The sequence below is a fragment of the Micromonospora sp. NPDC005413 genome (assembly GCF_040606435.1).
GTDB lineage: Bacteria > Actinomycetota > Actinomycetes > Mycobacteriales > Micromonosporaceae > Micromonospora.
Genome location: NZ_JBEXEV010000004.1, coordinates 140,752 through 154,721, shown reverse-complemented (window position 1 = coordinate 154,721; position 13,970 = coordinate 140,752). Strand labels below are relative to the sequence as shown.

General features: G+C 70.2%; 17 protein-coding genes. 11 read left to right on the top strand and 6 right to left on the bottom strand.

Annotated features, from left to right (window positions below):
• The first annotated feature begins 11 nt into the window (after positions 1–11).
• The 5 genes from ABZS37_RS08215 (at position 12) to amcA (ending at position 4,716) form a co-directional block, all read left to right on the top strand.
• On the top strand, positions 12–365 hold the full coding sequence (locus ABZS37_RS08215; RefSeq protein ID WP_355166788.1) for a sterol carrier family protein: 354 nt from the start codon (positions 12–14) through the stop codon (positions 363–365).
• Between the two features lie 167 nt (positions 366–532).
• Positions 533–2,071 (top strand): amidophosphoribosyltransferase, encoded by a 1,539-nt coding sequence (purF, locus tag ABZS37_RS08210; RefSeq protein WP_355166786.1) that lies wholly within the window; start codon positions 533–535, stop codon positions 2,069–2,071.
• Positions 2,072–2,130: 59 nt separating this feature from the next.
• Positions 2,131–3,285, top strand: coding sequence for a phosphoribosylformylglycinamidine cyclo-ligase (gene purM, locus ABZS37_RS08205; RefSeq protein WP_355166784.1), 1,155 nt, complete (start codon positions 2,131–2,133; stop codon positions 3,283–3,285).
• A 131-nt stretch (positions 3,286–3,416) separates the two neighbouring features.
• Positions 3,417–4,520 (top strand): cyclophane-forming radical SAM peptide maturase AmcB, encoded by a 1,104-nt coding sequence (gene amcB, locus ABZS37_RS08200; protein WP_355167082.1) that lies wholly within the window; start codon positions 3,417–3,419, stop codon positions 4,518–4,520.
• A complete protein-coding gene (gene amcA, locus ABZS37_RS08195; protein ID WP_354992829.1) occupies positions 4,489–4,716 on the top strand; it encodes a multiple cyclophane-containing RiPP AmcA in 228 nt (75 codons plus the stop codon). Before amcB ends, amcA begins: the two co-directional genes overlap by 32 nt.
• A 137-nt stretch (positions 4,717–4,853) precedes the next feature.
• Here amcA and ABZS37_RS08190 read toward each other — a convergent pair whose 3' ends face one another.
• Both ABZS37_RS08190 and ABZS37_RS08185 read right to left on the bottom strand, forming a co-directional pair.
• Complete coding sequence (locus ABZS37_RS08190) at positions 4,854–5,066, bottom strand: DUF3073 domain-containing protein (protein ID WP_354992828.1); 213 nt, start codon at positions 5,064–5,066, stop codon at positions 4,854–4,856.
• A 300-nt stretch (positions 5,067–5,366) separates the two neighbouring features.
• Positions 5,367–6,449: a Glu/Leu/Phe/Val dehydrogenase gene (locus ABZS37_RS08185; RefSeq protein ID WP_355166782.1), complete on the bottom strand. Its 1,083-nt coding sequence runs from the start codon at positions 6,447–6,449 to the stop codon at positions 5,367–5,369.
• Positions 6,450–6,640: 191 nt separating this feature from the next.
• Here ABZS37_RS08185 and ABZS37_RS08180 point away from each other — a divergent pair, with 191 nt between their 5' ends.
• Both ABZS37_RS08180 and ABZS37_RS08175 read left to right on the top strand, forming a co-directional pair.
• Positions 6,641–7,480 carry a hypothetical protein gene (locus ABZS37_RS08180; protein WP_355167080.1) on the top strand — a complete coding sequence of 280 codons (840 nt, stop codon included), beginning with the start codon at positions 6,641–6,643 and terminating at the stop codon, positions 7,478–7,480.
• 251 nt (positions 7,481–7,731) lie between these two features.
• Positions 7,732–7,941 (top strand): BldC family transcriptional regulator, encoded by a 210-nt coding sequence (locus tag ABZS37_RS08175; RefSeq protein WP_007073996.1) that lies wholly within the window; start codon positions 7,732–7,734, stop codon positions 7,939–7,941.
• Positions 7,942–8,027: 86 nt separating this feature from the next.
• On the opposite strand, the gene ABZS37_RS08170 is transcribed toward ABZS37_RS08175, so the two are convergent.
• Positions 8,028–8,417 carry a PPOX class F420-dependent oxidoreductase gene (locus ABZS37_RS08170; protein ID WP_355166780.1) on the bottom strand — a complete coding sequence of 130 codons (390 nt, stop codon included), beginning with the start codon at positions 8,415–8,417 and terminating at the stop codon, positions 8,028–8,030.
• Positions 8,418–8,471: 54 nt separating this feature from the next.
• Here ABZS37_RS08170 and ABZS37_RS08165 point away from each other — a divergent pair, with 54 nt between their 5' ends.
• On the top strand, positions 8,472–9,257 hold the full coding sequence (locus ABZS37_RS08165) for a class I SAM-dependent methyltransferase (RefSeq protein ID WP_355166778.1): 786 nt from the start codon (positions 8,472–8,474) through the stop codon (positions 9,255–9,257).
• A gap of 52 nt (positions 9,258–9,309) precedes the next feature.
• Here the strand turns inward: ABZS37_RS08165 and ABZS37_RS08160 are convergent, their stop codons facing one another.
• Positions 9,310–9,597 carry a hypothetical protein gene (locus ABZS37_RS08160; RefSeq protein ID WP_354992824.1) on the bottom strand — a complete coding sequence of 96 codons (288 nt, stop codon included), beginning with the start codon at positions 9,595–9,597 and terminating at the stop codon, positions 9,310–9,312.
• A gap of 176 nt (positions 9,598–9,773) precedes the next feature.
• Between ABZS37_RS08160 and ABZS37_RS08155 the strand changes: the two genes are divergently transcribed.
• Both ABZS37_RS08155 and ABZS37_RS08150 read left to right on the top strand, forming a co-directional pair.
• Positions 9,774–10,631, top strand: a complete 858-nt coding sequence (locus tag ABZS37_RS08155) for a 3-hydroxyacyl-CoA dehydrogenase family protein (protein ID WP_355166776.1) — start codon at positions 9,774–9,776, stop codon at positions 10,629–10,631.
• Positions 10,632–10,683: 52 nt separating this feature from the next.
• Positions 10,684–11,427 carry an enoyl-CoA hydratase/isomerase family protein gene (locus tag ABZS37_RS08150; RefSeq protein WP_355166774.1) on the top strand — a complete coding sequence of 248 codons (744 nt, stop codon included), beginning with the start codon at positions 10,684–10,686 and terminating at the stop codon, positions 11,425–11,427.
• A gap of 61 nt (positions 11,428–11,488) precedes the next feature.
• On the opposite strand, the gene ABZS37_RS08145 is transcribed toward ABZS37_RS08150, so the two are convergent.
• On the bottom strand, positions 11,489–12,832 hold the full coding sequence (locus tag ABZS37_RS08145; protein ID WP_355166772.1) for an ABC transporter substrate-binding protein: 1,344 nt from the start codon (positions 12,830–12,832) through the stop codon (positions 11,489–11,491).
• A 156-nt stretch (positions 12,833–12,988) separates the two neighbouring features.
• On the opposite strand from ABZS37_RS08145, the gene ABZS37_RS08140 reads away from it, so the two are divergent.
• Positions 12,989–13,378, top strand: coding sequence for a hypothetical protein (locus ABZS37_RS08140; protein WP_355166770.1), 390 nt, complete (start codon positions 12,989–12,991; stop codon positions 13,376–13,378).
• Positions 13,379–13,435: 57 nt separating this feature from the next.
• Here the strand turns inward: ABZS37_RS08140 and ABZS37_RS08135 are convergent, their stop codons facing one another.
• Positions 13,436–13,876, bottom strand: coding sequence for a hypothetical protein (locus ABZS37_RS08135; RefSeq protein WP_355166768.1), 441 nt, complete (start codon positions 13,874–13,876; stop codon positions 13,436–13,438).
• Between the last annotated feature and the right edge of the window lie 94 nt (positions 13,877–13,970).

The following is a 13,970-nucleotide window of genomic DNA, read 5'->3' as shown; positions in this document are numbered from 1 at the left end:
ATCGTCCCGTCGTGTCCTCTCCGCACAGTAAGTCCGCTGCCGTAGCGGCGGCGTTGTCGGCGCTCGACGAGGGGCGTACGCCCGAAAGGCCGGTGTTCCGAGAGGCGGTCCGGTCGTTGTTGGCCGACCTCGCGGAGCGCGCCCCCGGCCGATCGGTGGAGGTGCGCGTCCCACCATACGGGGCGATCCAGTGCGTACCCGGGCCTCGACACACCAGGGGAAACCCGCCAAACGTGGTCGAGATGGGTCCCGACACCTGGTTGGAACTGGCAACCGGGAGGGTCGGGTGGGCGGAGGCGGTTGCCCAGGGTCGCGTCCAGATGAGCGGTGTTCGGGCGGACCTCTCGGCGTATCTGCCCCTCTAGTTGTCCCGATGTCCCACTCACCGTGACTCTGAGCGCAGAAATCGTGACTATCTGTGTCGACGGCGATTCGCGTACACTGTCAGGCGATGACAGTGGTCCCGGCAGAGGAGTGTGGATCCGCCCGTGATCCCGCCCGGCCGGTCCAGACCAGCATGAGGGAGCGGTAGGTGCCCCGAGGCGACGGCCGGCTGAGCCACGACCTTGACCCCCAACGACCTGGCCCACAGGATGCCTGTGGCGTCTTCGGCGTCTGGGCCCCCGGCGAAGAGGTTGCCAATCTGACCTACTTCGGCCTCTACGCCCTGCAGCACCGCGGCCAGGAGGCGGCGGGCATCGCGGTGAGCGACGGCTCCGGTGTGGTGGTCTACAAGGACCTTGGCCTGGTGGCCCAGGTCTTCGACGAGCCCACCCTGGCGAGCCTGCGTGGCCACCTGGCGATCGGGCACGCCCGTTACTCGACAACCGGCGCGTCCAACTGGGAAAACGCCCAGCCGACGATCCGGTCGACCACCGCCGGCACGACCATCGCGCTGGCCCACAACGGCAACCTGGTCAACACGGCCGAGCTGGAGAAGGAGGTCGCCGAGCGCGGCCTCGTCGCGGACGGCACGACCAACGACACCTCGCTGGTGACGATGCTGCTCGCCAGCCGACCGGATCTGTCGGTCGAGGCGGCCGCACTGGAGGTGCTGCCGCAGCTGCGCGGTGCGTTCAGCTTCGTCTTCATGGACGAGTCGACCCTCTATGCGGCGCGCGACCCGCACGGCGTCCGCCCGCTGGTGCTCGGCCGCCTGGAGCGCGGCTGGGTGGTGGCAAGTGAGACCGCCGCACTGGACATCGTCGGTGCCAGCGTGGTGCGTGAGGTCGAGCCGGGCGAGCTGATCGCGATCGACGAGAACGGGTTGCGCTCCACCCGGTTCGCCGCGCCGGAGCCGAAGGGCTGCCTCTTCGAGTACGTCTACATCGCCCGCCCGGATGCCACGATCGCCGGGCGCAACGTCCACGCGGCGCGGGTGCAGATCGGTCGGCAGTTGGCCAAGGAGCACCCGGTCGAGGCCGACCTGGTGATCCCGGTGCCCGAGTCGGGCACCCCGGCCGCGATCGGTTACGCGGAGGCGTCCGGCATCACCTACGGCGCCGGCCTCATGAAGAACACGTACGTGGGGCGCACCTTCATCCAGCCCTCGCAGACCCTGCGTCAGCTCGGCATCCGGCTCAAGCTCAACCCGCTGCGGGAGAACGTCCGGGGTAAGCGGCTGGTGGTCGTGGACGACTCGATCGTGCGCGGCAACACCCAGCGCGCCATCGTGCGGATGCTGCGGGAGGCGGGGGCGCTGGAGGTGCACGTCCGGATCTCCTCCCCGCCGGTCAGCTGGCCGTGCTTCTACGGCATCGACTTCGCCACCCGGGCGGAGCTGCTGGCCAACGGGTTGGACAACGACGGCATCCGGCGCTCCATCGGCGCCGACACGCTGGGTTACGTTTCGCTTCCTGGCCTGATCGCCGCGACCGAGCAGCCGAAGACCCGGCTGTGTCGGGCGTGTTTCGATGGGGAGTACCCGATCGAGCTGCCGGACGGCAACCTGATCGGCAAGCACGTGCTGGAAGGGGTGGGCCGACGGGTCGCCAACTCGGCGCCGGAAGCCCCGCACACCAACGGCTCGTTCGTCGCCACTCCGGGTGGCGTGACCGCAAACCGCCCGTAGCACCAACCGGCGCGGCCCGGCCACCGCCGGCGCGGCACCGAGAACCAAAGGGGAGAACCGTGACGCACGTGTCCGAGCGCAGCGGCGCAGGAAGCAGCCCGACCGGCGCCGGTGGCGACCGCCAGCCCTGGACGGCCGGCGCTGGCCGTCAGGCGCGCAAACGCTCGGTCTCGTACGCCGACGCCGGGGTCTCGATCGACGCGGGCGACCGCGCGGTGGAGCTGCTGAAGTCGAAGGTGCGCCAGACCCGCCGCCCTGAGGTGCTGGGTGACCTCGGTGGCTTCGCCGGTCTGTTCCGGCTGGACACGAAGAAGTACAAGAGCCCGATCCTGGCGTCCTCCACCGACGGTGTGGGCACCAAGCTGGTGATCGCTCAGCAGATGGACATCCACGACACGGTCGGCATCGACCTGGTCGCGATGGTCGTGGACGACCTGGTGGCCTGCGGTGCCGAGCCGCTGTTCCTGCTCGACTACATCGCCACCGGCGAGGTCGTGCCGGACAAGGTCGCCGAGATCGGCGCGGGCATCGCCGACGGCTGCCGCTACGCCGGCTGCGCCCTGCTGGGCGGGGAGACCGCCGAGCACCCCGGCGTGCTCCGCCCGGACGAGTACGACATCTCCGCGACCGGTGTCGGCGTGGTCGAGGAGGCCGACATCCTCAGCCCCGACCGGGTCGAGGTGGGCGACGTGGTGATCGCCATGCGCTCCTCCGGTCTGCACTCCAACGGCTACTCGCTGGTCCGGCACGTGCTGTTGGGCGCGGCCCGGATGCGACTGGACATCGTGATCGACGACTTCGGTCGGCAGCGGACCCTGGGTGAGGAACTGCTCACTCCGACCAAGATCTACGCCAAGGACTGCCTCAAGCTGATCGCCGAGGCCGAGGTGCGGGCGCTGGCCCACGTCACCGGCGGCGGTATCCCCGGCAACCTGGTCCGGGTGCTGCCCGAGAACGTCGACGCGGTGGTCAACCGCTCCACCTGGAAGCCGCAGCCGGTCTTCGACCTGATCCAGACGAAGGGTCGGATCGACGACCAGGACATGGAGTCGACCTTCAACATGGGCGTCGGCATGTTCGCGATCGTGTCGGCCGAGGACGCTGACCGGGCGCTGGCCACGCTGACCGGCCGTGGGGTCGAGGCCTGGCAGGCCGGCGAGATCATCGAAGGCACCGGCAACGTGCAGATGGTTGGTCAGCACACCCGGGGATGATCACGCTCTGGTGATCGTACGGGCACCTGATCAGGGCTTCACCCGAGTGGCCAATGCCGCTTAGCCTGAAGGGCACCCCTCAGGCTAAATGGAGGAGGGCGATGGCTGCTCGGGGACAGTCGTTCAGCGGGATGCGCGGTCTTGCCGCCGTCCCGTCGTACGTCGTCATGCAGCCCACCACCCTCTGCAACCTCGACTGCGCGTACTGCTATCTGCCGTTCCGTGCGGCCGACCAGCGGATGCCGGTGGCAGTGGCCGAGGCGGTGGCGGCCGCGGTCAACCCCTGGGCGGCGGCTGGCCGGTTCTCCGTGGTGTGGCATGGCGGCGAGCCGTTGGCGGCCGGTCGGGAGCACCTGGCCGACCTGATCGCGCCGTTCGGGCCTGAGGTCGAGCACCACGTGCAGACCAACGCCACCCTGATCGACGACGACTGGTGCGACTTCTTCGCCCGGCACGAGATGCGCGTGAGCGTGAGCGTGGACGGGCCCCGGGCGCGCAACGGCGACCGGGTCAACCGGGGCGGCCAGCCGGCGTACGACCGGATCCTGCGCGGCGTCACCGTGCTGCGCCGTCGTGGCCTGCCCTTCTCCGCGCTGGCCGTGGTGTCCCGGCCGGAGTCGGGGCTCGCCACCGAGCTGTACGACTACTTCCTTGAGCTTGGCTGCGACGTGTTGGGCATCAACATCGAGGAGACCGAGGGGGTCAACACCCGCGACAACCGCCACGACTCGTCGGCGGTGACCGCGTTCTGGGCGGAGTTGGTCGCGGCCTGGCGCCGTGAGCCCCGGATTCACCTACGCGAGATCGAGTGGTCGCTGCGCTACGCCGCGGCGGTGCTCGACAACTCGGCGGACGGGGTGCTGCCCCGCCAACTGGACCCGATCCCGACGATCGGGCACGACGGCTCGGTGACCGTGCTCTCCCCGGAGCTGGCCGGCTTCACCGACCCTCGCTACGGCGACTTCAGCAGCGGCAACGTGCTGAAGACCCCACTGGCGGAGATCCTGACCGGTGCGGCGGCGACGCCGTGGGTGGGTGAGTTTCTGGCTGGGGTGGAGGCGTGCCGGGCGTCCTGCCCGTACTTCGGCTTCTGCGGCGGTGGCCATGCGGCCAACCGCTACTTCGAGCTGGGGCGTTTTGACGGTACGGAGACCGAGCACTGCCGCAACAGCAAGATCCGCCTATTGGAGGGAGTGTTGGAGCATGCCCGAGACCACCAGTCACCGGCGGCCTGAGCGCGAAGTGGATGACGGAGTCACCGAGCGGGTGCGGGAGGCGGCTCCTGCGCTCGTCGCGCTGCTGCAGGAGGCCGAGGATGCGCGGCGGCTGCGCTCGGAGGTGTCGGGCGGGGACGGCGCCAGCGCGGTCTGCGCCTGGAACCACTTCGAGAACATCCCGACGTTCTACAACTGGAACAATCGCCCGCGCTGAAGATAGCCGCGATCAGGGGCCTGTCGAGCGGCCGGAGTGTCTCCGGTCGCGCCAGGCCCCTGATCGTCGGCACCTGCATCGGTACCAGACGTGCGTGAGCACGCGGGGGTCACCGCGTGCTCAACTGCATCGAGGGGTCAGCGGGTCGGACGAACCCAGGGATCCGGGTCGTCGTCCGCGTGATCCTCATCATCGTCGACGAACTCTTTGGAGTCGTCGTCGAAGTGGTGCTCAGACTTTCCAGCACCACCCAGTTCCCGCTGCAAGGCAGTGAGGTCGGTGTTCGGGGAGTGGTACTTCAACTCCCGGGCCACCTTTGTCTGCTTGGCCTTAGCACGGCCGCGCCCCATGGCTCGACCCCCTCGCACAGAATGCGGGGCAGCCCGAAGGCGGGCCCCGATGACGTCAGGCATCTCTCGTGGCTCTTACGGTACATGGGGATGCCACCGTTCGGCACCTCGGGTTACCGTCAGCCGGCTCTGCGCGTCGCGTCGATCCGGCCGTCACCCAGTGTACCGGGTAAGGAGCGGAACGGTTAGCGCCCGTGACGCCGGACAAACCGCATCAAACTTGACCCGGCCTCAGCTTACCGAGCCAGGCCGGCACAGGAGGCCCGGAGGCGGATCCCGTCGATCCGCCTCCGGAAACGCTCAGCGCAGGTGGATCGCGCGCAGCCGGCCGACATCCGCCATGCGCCGCTCCGCCAGCCGGTCCGCGGCCACCGCCGGCGGCACGCCCTCGGTGTCGGCCAGGCGCAGGATCTCGCGGGTGGTGTCGTAGATCCGGGTCGCCCGCAGCTTCGCCCGGTCGAAGTTGAAGCCCTCGATCTCGTCGGCCACCTGGATCACGCCACCGGCGTTGACCACGTAGTCCGGGGTGTAGAGGATGCCCCGGTCGGCCAGCAGCTTCTCGATGCCCGGGTGGGCGAGCTGGTTGTTCGCAGCCCCGGTCACCACCTTCGCGCGCAGCGCCGGCACGGTGTCGTCGTTCAGTGCGCCGCCGAGCGCGCACGGGGCGTACACGTCGATGTCCGCGGCGATCAGCGCGCTGGCGTCGTCCACCAGGGTGACCTCGGGGTGGTTGGCGCGCGCCCAGGCCAGCGCCTTCGGGTTGACGTCGGTGGCGACCACCTCGGCGCCATCCTCCAGCAGATGCCCGGTGAGGTACTTGCCGACCTTGCCCAGCCCGGCCACACCGACCCGCCGGCCCCGCAGGCTCGGCGTGCCCCACGTGTGCTCGGCGGCGGCCCGCATGCCCTGGAAGACACCCCAGGCGGTCAGGATCGACGAGTCGCCAGCGCCGCCGTGCTCCACGCTGCGACCGGTCACGTACCGGGTCTCGCGGGCGATGATGTCCATGTCCGCCACGTACGTGCCGACGTCGCAGGCGGTGTAGTAGCGGCCGCCCAGCGACTCCACGAAGCGGCCGTACGCGCGCAGCAACGACTCGCTCTTGATCTGCTCCGGGTCACCCCAGATGACAGCCTTGCCACCGCCCAGGTCCAGCCCGGCGAGCGCGTTCTTGTACGCCATCCCGCGGGACAGGTCGAGCACGTCGGCGAGCGCGTCGTCCTCGCTGGCGTACGGGTAGAAGCGGGTGCCGCCGAGCGCCGGCCCCAGCGCGGTGGAGTAGATCCCGATGATCGCCTTCAGGCCGCTCTGCTTGTCCTGGCAGAACACGACCTGTTCGTGACCGGTCGATACCGGGTCGTCGGTGCTCGCGAATACGCCCATGGCTGCTCCTGGAGTGGTGTGCGTCCTTGTGGGACGCGGACCTGGTGAACCCGGCGGGGATGCTGCCGGTGTGATCGAGCCTAGTATCGGCCGCCGTGCAGGCGCTCGACGCGCCGCCGCCGTCCCACGTTGCGGCGCGCGTGGTCCGGCCGCTGACCGCGTACGGGTGCGGTTCGTGGGAGGATCGCGCCGTGCCGTCGCTCTTCGCTTCTTACCTGCGCGTGTACGAACCGCTGCCCGCCTTCGATCGAGACCGGCAGAGCTACTGGCGCCGCTACGTCTCGGAGGGTCGGGCCGTGGCCCCGGTCGAGGGGCCCGGCCGGCAGCGGACGGCAGTGATCGAGGCGCTGGGCGCTGGCTGGACCCGCCTACCGGACCTGCCGGAGGAGGCGTACGTCCTGGAGACGGACGACAGTCTGCTGGTCTGCCCCTGGAATCTGCGGATCCGGGTCGCTGAGGCAGCGCTCAGCGCCCGGGACGGGGTGCCCTCGGTGCTCGCCGACGCCTTCGTGCCGCCGGTGCTCGCCGGGCAGGCCAGGGCGGTGATCGACGATTGGCGCAGCGGCGCCCGGGTGTTGGAGCACGGAGTGCCCCGGGTGCACGAGCAGATCGCCACCTGGGGCGTGCCGCTGCGCTGGTTCGTACTCTTCGACCCCTCCGAGCGGGACCTGGTCACCGAGCCGGACCGACGGGCGTTGCGCTACCGGACGGAGATCTCCAAGGCCCGCCGCCGTTCGTCGCGGGCGCTGTCGGTGCTGCGCAAGTCGGTGGGCGAGGCGCCGATCACCGAAGCGGTGGAGGAGGCGGCTCGCTGGCTGGAGGAGTTCCATCCGCGGTCGGTGGTGGAGCTGGACTACGGCGGCCTGGTCGACCTGCTCTCCGACGAGACCCTCGCCGCGGACGACTCGCCTGAGTTGGTCGCCAGTGGTCTCGCGGGGCTGTCACGCGGTGAGGCCGAGGAGGCATCGGCCGCGTACGACAAGCTGGTGGCCCGGTGGCGCGCGGTGCAGTTGCTGGAGCGGTGCAACTAGGGGCATATCACCCCAGGATCGCTCCCAAGGTGAGCGGTGCTCGTAGTTGACGCATCACGAACCGTGATCATGAGTCCGAATAAGGTACTTTCTGCCGTGTAAAAGTCGTAAAAATCGGGCATGGTTCATCCGTCCGTCTAGGGACCTTCATCCGTTCGGCCCATGTCGGACATCGGGGACTAGCCGGACCATGGGAGACGCGTCGGCCGGCGGGACCCCGGCCGATGTCTATACACGTGGAGGAGTGACCGATGGCATCGCGAACGCACGAACCAGAGCCGCTACTCACGCCGGCCGAGGTGGCGTCGATGTTCCGTGTCGACCCGAAGACGGTGACCCGGTGGGCCAAGGCTGGCAAGCTCAGTGCCATCCGCACCCTGGGTGGCCACCGTCGGTACCGCGAGTCGGAGGTCAGGGCGCTGTTGCAGGGCCAGATCCCGCAGCAGCGGCAGGGCGACTGAGCGGCAGCATATTTTCCGGTCAGGGGCGGTGGATCTCGATCCGCCGCCCCTTTCCATGTCCCGCCGGGCCCGACGTCAGCCCTGTCTCAGCGCTGCGCCTCGGCCAACGTCACCCGGATACCGACCGTGCCGCCCTCGCCGCGCCGCAGCCGGCTGCCCAGCAGACTCAGCCGACCGAGCAGGCGGTACTTGTGCTTGAGCAGGTCGCGGACCCGGCCGATGTCACCGTTCCCGTAGAGCGTCGCGTGGGCTGGCACCTCCGCCCCGTGTGGCCGGCCCCGCACGTCGCACGGCGCCACGGTCACCTCGCCGTTGCGGCGGATCCGTTTCACCTTTCCCGAGTCGGCCCGAGTCCAGACCGCCAACGCCTCGCCGTCGCGTACCGCCCAAACCGGGGTCGGCACTGCCCGACCGTCCTTGCGGAAGGTCGTGAGCAGGATGTATTTCTCGGCCGACAGCCGGTCCAACGTGGTCACGCCGCAAGGATACGGCTGCTGCGGGCCACTGAGTGGCCGGATAGCGTGAACGTCGTGATGGGCGAGCCTCAAATCGGTGACGTGATCGGTGAACTGCTGCGTGACACGCTCGCCGTGGCCACCGGGGTGGGCCCCCGACCGCTGGTCGGCGGTCGTCTGCCTCGGCCGGTCATCGAGATCATCGAACGGGACGACGGTCTGATCAATGGCGCGCCGGCCGCGCACTACCTGGACGGGCCGGCGGACTGGCAGCCGTACGACCACCGGGCGGTGGACCGGGTCCGCGGCGAGACGCTGGACATCGGCACCGGTGCCGGCCGGATCGCGCTGCTGCTCCAGGAGCGCGGCGTACCGGTCACCGGGCTGGACACCTCGGCGGGCGCGCTGGCGGTGAGCCGACGTCGCGGTGTCCGGCGACTGGTGCACGGCACCGTCGACACGCACGTCGCCGACGGCCAGCGGTACGACACGTTCCTGCTGCTCGGCAACAACCTCGGACTGTTCGAGGGTCGGGAGCGTGCCCCCGGGTTCCTGGCGGCGCTCGCCGCGCTGGCCCGACCGGGGGCGCAGATTATCGCGCACGGCACCGACCCGTACGGCACCCGCGACCCGCTGCACACCGGCTACCACGAGCGCAACCGCCGTCGGGGCCGGCTCGGCGGCCAGCTCCGGCTCCGGCTGCGCTACCGGGAGCTGGGCACCGAGTGGTTCGACTACCTGGTCTGCTCGGCGGACGAGTTCGCCGCGCTGGTGCACGGCACCGGGTGGCAGCTGACCGATGTGGACGACCGGGACGCCCCCTACTACCTGGCCACCCTGCGCCTCGCCGACTCACCCTGATAGCTGGGGAAGGGCCCCTGACCAGCGCCAGGGGCCCTTCCTCACGTAATTCTCAGACCTGGACGGTCGGGGGAAGCTGCTCGGGCGGGAAACCGCCGTCGCCGTCGACCACCTCGTCCGGGGTGCCGTCCTCGTCGATGTCGACCATGGTGATGTCCACCTTGCCGTCACCGTCGGTGTCGAACTGGAACAGGTCGGCCTTACCGTCGCCGTCGGTGTCCACCACCCACACGTCGGTCTTGCCGTCGTTGTTGGTGTCGGCGCGCAGCAGCTCGACCCGCTCGTCGCCTCGGGTCTCCACGATCTCCCCGCCGGTGACGCTCTCCGGTGCCTGGCTCATGTCGACTGGTCCTTCCCTCGGTTGACGGGCCGTCATTACCCGATCCCACGCTCCCCCACGCATGGGGCGGGTCGTGGCGCTGAATAGGGTCGCACCATGAGCGAGCGGAACGGGCGGAACACCCGGGCCGGTGTGGCGGGAACCCCGCGCGCCGGCGGGTGGGACAGGGAGGCGTGATGAGCGATCGTTTCGTGGTCGTCGGTGCCGGCACCATGGGGCTTGGCATCGCGTACGTGGCGGCCGGGGCCGGGCACGCCGTCGAGTTGGTCGAGGTGGACCCCGCGCGGGGTGCGGCCGCGCTGAACCGGCTCGCCGAGCTGTGGGAGCGGGCGGTGCAGCGCGGGAAGCTGAGTGCCGACGAGGCCGCCGCGAACCGGCAGCGGGTGACGCTGCGCCCAACGCTCGCCGAGGTCGCTCCCGCCCCCCAGGTGGTCGTGGAGGCGGTGCCGGAGCGACTCGACCTGAAGCGGGCGGTGCTGCGTGACGCCGCAGCGCTGCACCCGGCCCTGCTGGGCAGCAACACCTCCAGCATCGCCATCGGCGAGCTGGCCGCCGGGCTGGACGCGCCCGAGCGATTCCTCGGCCTGCACTTCTTCAACCCGGTCTGGGCGATGGCGCTGCTGGAGATCGTGGTCGGCCCGGCCACCGCCGAGGAGACCACGGCCGCCGCCGTTGCGCTCGCCGGCCGGTTGGGCAAGGACCCCGTCGTCGTACGCGACCTGCCCGGCTTCGCCACCTCCCGGCTCGGGGTCACCCTCGGGCTGGAGGCGATCCGGATGGTCGCCGACGGGGTGGCCAGCCCGGCCGACATCGACAAGGCGATGGTGCTGGGCTACCGGCACCCGATCGGGCCGTTGGAGCTCACCGACCTGGTCGGCCTCGACGTGCGGCTGGACATCGCCCGCACTCTCCAGGCCGCGTACGGGGATCGCTTCGCGCCGCCGCCGCTGTTGCTGGAGATGGTGGCCGAGGGGCGGTTGGGCAAGAAGTCGGGGCACGGCTTCTACCGGTGGAGCGGCGGTGCGAAGCAGTGAGCGCGAGGAGTGAGCTTGTGAGCCCCGCAGTCGTGAACGGAAGGTGGGCACAGTGACCGGCCTCCGGATCGACGAGCGGCCGGATCGACTGGTCGTCACCCTGGACCGGCCGGAGAAGCGCAACGCCATCGACGCCGACCTGATCACCGAACTGCACCAGGTCTGCGCCGAGTTGGAGGCGCGCCCCCGGCTGCTGCTGCTCACCGGCGGCGCGGCGGGCATCTTTGCCGGTGGCGCCGATATCGGCCAGCTCCGCGAACGGGGCCGCACGGACGCCCTCGCCGCGATCAACTCCGCCGCCTTCGCCCGGATCCGCGCACTGCCGATGCCGACCGTGGCCGCCGTCGACGGTCCGGCGCTGGGCGGCGGAGCGGAGCTGGCGTACGCCTGCGATCTGCGGGTGTGCACGGCACGGGCGGTCTTCGGTCAGCCGGAGGTGCGGTTGGGCATCCTGGCCGGCGCTGGCGCGACCCACCGGCTGCCCGCGTTGATCGGCGAGGGTCGGGCCAAGGAGCTGCTGTTCACCGGCCGGCGGGTGGACGCCGTAGAGGCGCTGCGGATCGGTCTGGTGAACCGGGTGGTGGACGAGCCCGGCGAGCTGCTGACGGTGGCGCACGGGCTGCTGGACGAGATCGCCCTGGGCTCGCCGCTGGCGGTCCGGCTGACCAAGCTGGCGGTGGACGCGCCCGCCGCCGCGCACCCGCAGCTCGATCTGGTCAGCCAGGCGGTGCTCTTCGAGGACGAGGAGAAGCAGCGGCGGATGACCGAGTTCCTGGAACGCCGCCGGACGCGGTGATCCCACGAAACGAACGGCCGCACCGGATGCCGGTGCGGCCGTTGTGGGTCTGCGGTCGTACCTACTGCCGGATCTGCACCCCGGCGTCGGCCAACCCCCGGATCACCTGGGCGGACTCACCGAAGCCGATGATCAGCACGGCGTCCGCACCGAAGTCCTTGATCTCCTTCGCGCCATCGCTGAAGTCGACCGGGGCTGCCTTGGCATCGGCCGGCGGCTCGTAGTTCATCAGCTTGAGGCGGTCACCGGCGATGCCGGCCTTCTCCAACTCCTCGCGGACGGTGGCCTGGAGGCCCTCGCCGTAGGAGTCCTTCCGGGCGACGATGACGATCTTCTGCGACCCGTCGCGGAGGATCACGTCGGCCAGCGCCCGGCCCTGCAGGCTGTCCGGCGGGGCGGTGCGGAAGTAGAAGCCGTTGTCCTCCACGTCGGTCAGGCCCGCATCAGTGTTGGACGGCGAGAAGAGAATCTTCCCGGCCTGCACCACGTCCGGCAGGACCGCCCGGGAGATGCCCGAGCCGCCGGCGCCGATGATCACGCTGACGCCGTCCGTCACGTGCTTGGCCACTGTCGCCTTGGCCACTGCCGGGTTGGTGCCGTCGTCACCATCCAGCCAGGTCACCGGCTTGCCCAGCGCGCCGCCAGCGGCGTTGACCTCCTTGATCGCCAACGCGGCACCGGCCGCCATCGGCGGGTAGGCGATCGACAGGTCACCGGTCTTCGGCAGCAGGCCGCCCAGGACCAGCGGCTCCTGGTCGGGGTTTCCGCCCGGGCGCTGCTTCTTCGGCTTCGGTGGAGTCTTGGTGCTCGCCGCCGACTCGATGCCAGCCCCGACGAACTCGGTCTTTCCGTCGTTGATCTGCTGCCCGTCGAAGGTCAGCGTGGCGTAGCTCGCGGTGGCCGGCTCACCCTTGTCGGTGAAGCCCGCCCGGGTCAGCGACACGCCGCGGTATTCGATGTCCTGCCCGTTACGGGCCAGCGCGAGGCAATTCGCCGGGTCCTCGCAGCGCTGCCCGTCGTTGGTCACACCGACGATCTGCTTCGCGATGGCAGCCGGGTCGGTGCTCCCGGCCAACTGGGCGGCGAGCACGGCGATCACCGTCGCGTCGTACGACTCGGCGGAGTACACGAAGTCCGTCAGCGCCGGATCGACGGCCCGCAGTCGGCTCTTGAAGTCCTCGGGCAGCGGGACGAGTGGCGTGGTGCCCTTCATCCCGTCGACGAGACTCGCGCGTTCCTTCAACTCCGCAGGATAGGAGTTGAGCATGTTGCCGTCCGTGCCGTAGAGGCGCACCTGTTGAGTGCTTGCCTCTTCGGCCTTGTCATCCCCGCAAGCGCTTGTGGCGAGCAGGATCGTCGCGCAGGCAGCCAGTGAGGCCACCCGCGAGCGGCGTGATACGAGCATGGTCGTCCTTCCTCCGGCGAAGGTCCGCTGCGCACATTAGCGTGCCGAGGCGAGCGGCGGGACCGTGGAGGTGGCGTAAAGCGCAGGTAGCTCGCGTTGAACACGCACAGTGATGGTCGCTGAGGGCCCTTGACCGCCCGTCCTACTGTGCGCTGCGTGACCGACCTACCACAGCAGACGTTCGACGACGCGGCCGCCGTGCTCCACTCGGCGCTGACCGGGGATGGAGACGCGGTGGTGGGAGCGTTCGACGCGGTCGTCGACCGGGCCGGCCTGAGCGGCGCGTACGGGGTCGCCTGGTGCCTGGCCGCGACGATGCTCGGTGACGCGCCGGCGGCCAGCGGAGCAGCGCTGGACTTCCCGGGGATCGATCAGGCCGGTTACGACACCCGCTGGGTGGCCCGCTTCGTCAGCGCGTACGCCAACCGGGACGAACCGACCGGGGAGGCGCTGTTCGGCGCCGCGGCGGCCGACGGGCTGCTCCCCGACTGCCTGCTCACGCTCGCCGGCTCGACGATCGCCACCCTGCGCAGCCGCGCCACGTGACACGCCGCCGGGTCGCGGCGTCCGTCGGGGGGCGGACGCCGCGACCGCGCGGGCCGCTCAGAACGCGTGGTACGCGATCAGCGGCTCGTACTCGTAACGCAGGTTCTCGAAGCGGACCCGGAAGTTGACCCCGTCCCGGACGTTGGTCGCCACCGTGATCCAGCCCGAGTTGGCCGGTAGGTAGGTCCAGTAGTTGCAGGCGCCTGTCTTGTCGACGAAGATCACGCACGCCTCGGTGGCGTACACGCTCGCGTTGCGGACGTTGATGTCGCGACAGCGGGTCGTGGTGCGGAACTGGCCGGCCTCGCCGCCGTAGCGGCCGGCCGCGAAGTACGACCGGACGGCCCCGCCGTAGCAGGTGGCGAGTGGGGCGAAGGCGTTCGTCTCGGGGGTGGCCGGTGCGGCTGGGGCGGCCTGAGCGGCCTGCGCGGGCGTGCCGGCGAAGAGCAGTGCGGTGGCCGTGGCGACGGCGAGCAGGCGAGCGGTCGGGGATGACATGGATGCCTCCGGAAACAGTTGTTTGACCGTCCGTATTGGACTGATCATCCGACCGTGACGATGATACTGATCGATCAATGGCGGCGTGGCCCCT